Source organism: Streptomyces cupreus (assembly GCF_014257025.1).
GTDB classification, from domain to species: Bacteria; Actinomycetota; Actinomycetes; order Streptomycetales; family Streptomycetaceae; genus Streptomyces; species Streptomyces cupreus.
Genome location: NZ_JACMSF010000172.1, coordinates 1 through 1,034 on the forward strand (window position 1 = coordinate 1; position 1,034 = coordinate 1,034).

Here is a 1,034-nt window from a genome sequence, read left to right on the forward strand (position 1 = left end):
GCGTCCGATCCGCTGCCGCTGCTGGTGGAGCGGGAGCGGGCGCTGTACGGCTCCTGGTACGAGTTCTTCCCCCGCTCCGAGGGCACCGCGGAGGTGCCGCACGGCACGTTCCGCACCGCGGCCCGGCGGTTGCCGGCGATCGCCGCGATGGGCTTCGACGTCGTCTACCTGCCGCCGATCCATCCGATCGGCACGACCTTCCGCAAGGGCCGCAACAACACCCTCAACCCCACCCCCGCCGATGTCGGCGTGCCCTGGGCGATCGGCTCCCCCGAGGGCGGCCACGACGCCGTCCACCCGGCGCTGGGCACCCTGGAGGACTTCACCTGGTTCGTCACCCGGGCCCGCGAGCAGGGCCTGGAGGTGGCGCTGGACTTCGCCCTGCAGTGCTCCCCGGACCATCCCTGGGTGCACAAGCACCCGGAGTGGTTCCACCACCGCCCCGACGGCACCATCGCCTACGCGGAGAACCCGCCGAAGAAGTACCAGGACATCTACCCCATCGCCTTCGACGCCGACCTGGACGGGCTCATCGCCGAGACGCTGCGGGTGCTGCGGCACTGGATGGCCCGCGGGGTGCGGATCTTCAGGGTGGACAACCCGCACACCAAGCCGGTCATGTTCTGGGAGCGGGTCATCGCGGAGATCAACCGCACCGACCCGGACGTGATCTTCCTGGCCGAGGCGTTCACCCGCCCGGCGATGATGCACACCCTCGCCCAGATCGGCTTCCAGCAGTCCTACACCTACTTCACCTGGCGCACCACCAAGCAGGAGCTGACCGAGTACCTGACCGAGCTGTCCGGCGAGGCGGCCGCCTACATGCGGCCGAACTTCTTCGCCAACACCCCCGACATCCTGCACGCCGTCCTGCAGCACGGCGGCCGCCCCGCCTTCGAACTGCGCGCCGTGCTCGCCGCCACGCTGTCGCCGACCTGGGGCATCTACAGCGGCTACGAACTGTGCGAGAACACGCCGCTGCGCCAGGGCAGCGAAGAGTACCTGGACTCGGAGAAGTACCAGTTGCGCCCACG

At 69.7% G+C, this 1,034-nt stretch carries 1 pseudogene; it reads left to right on the top strand.

Features of this window, described 5'->3' with window-relative positions:
- A pseudogene (locus H4N64_RS44145) lies at positions 1 to 1,034 on the top strand (alpha-1,4-glucan--maltose-1-phosphate maltosyltransferase); the annotation flags it as partial.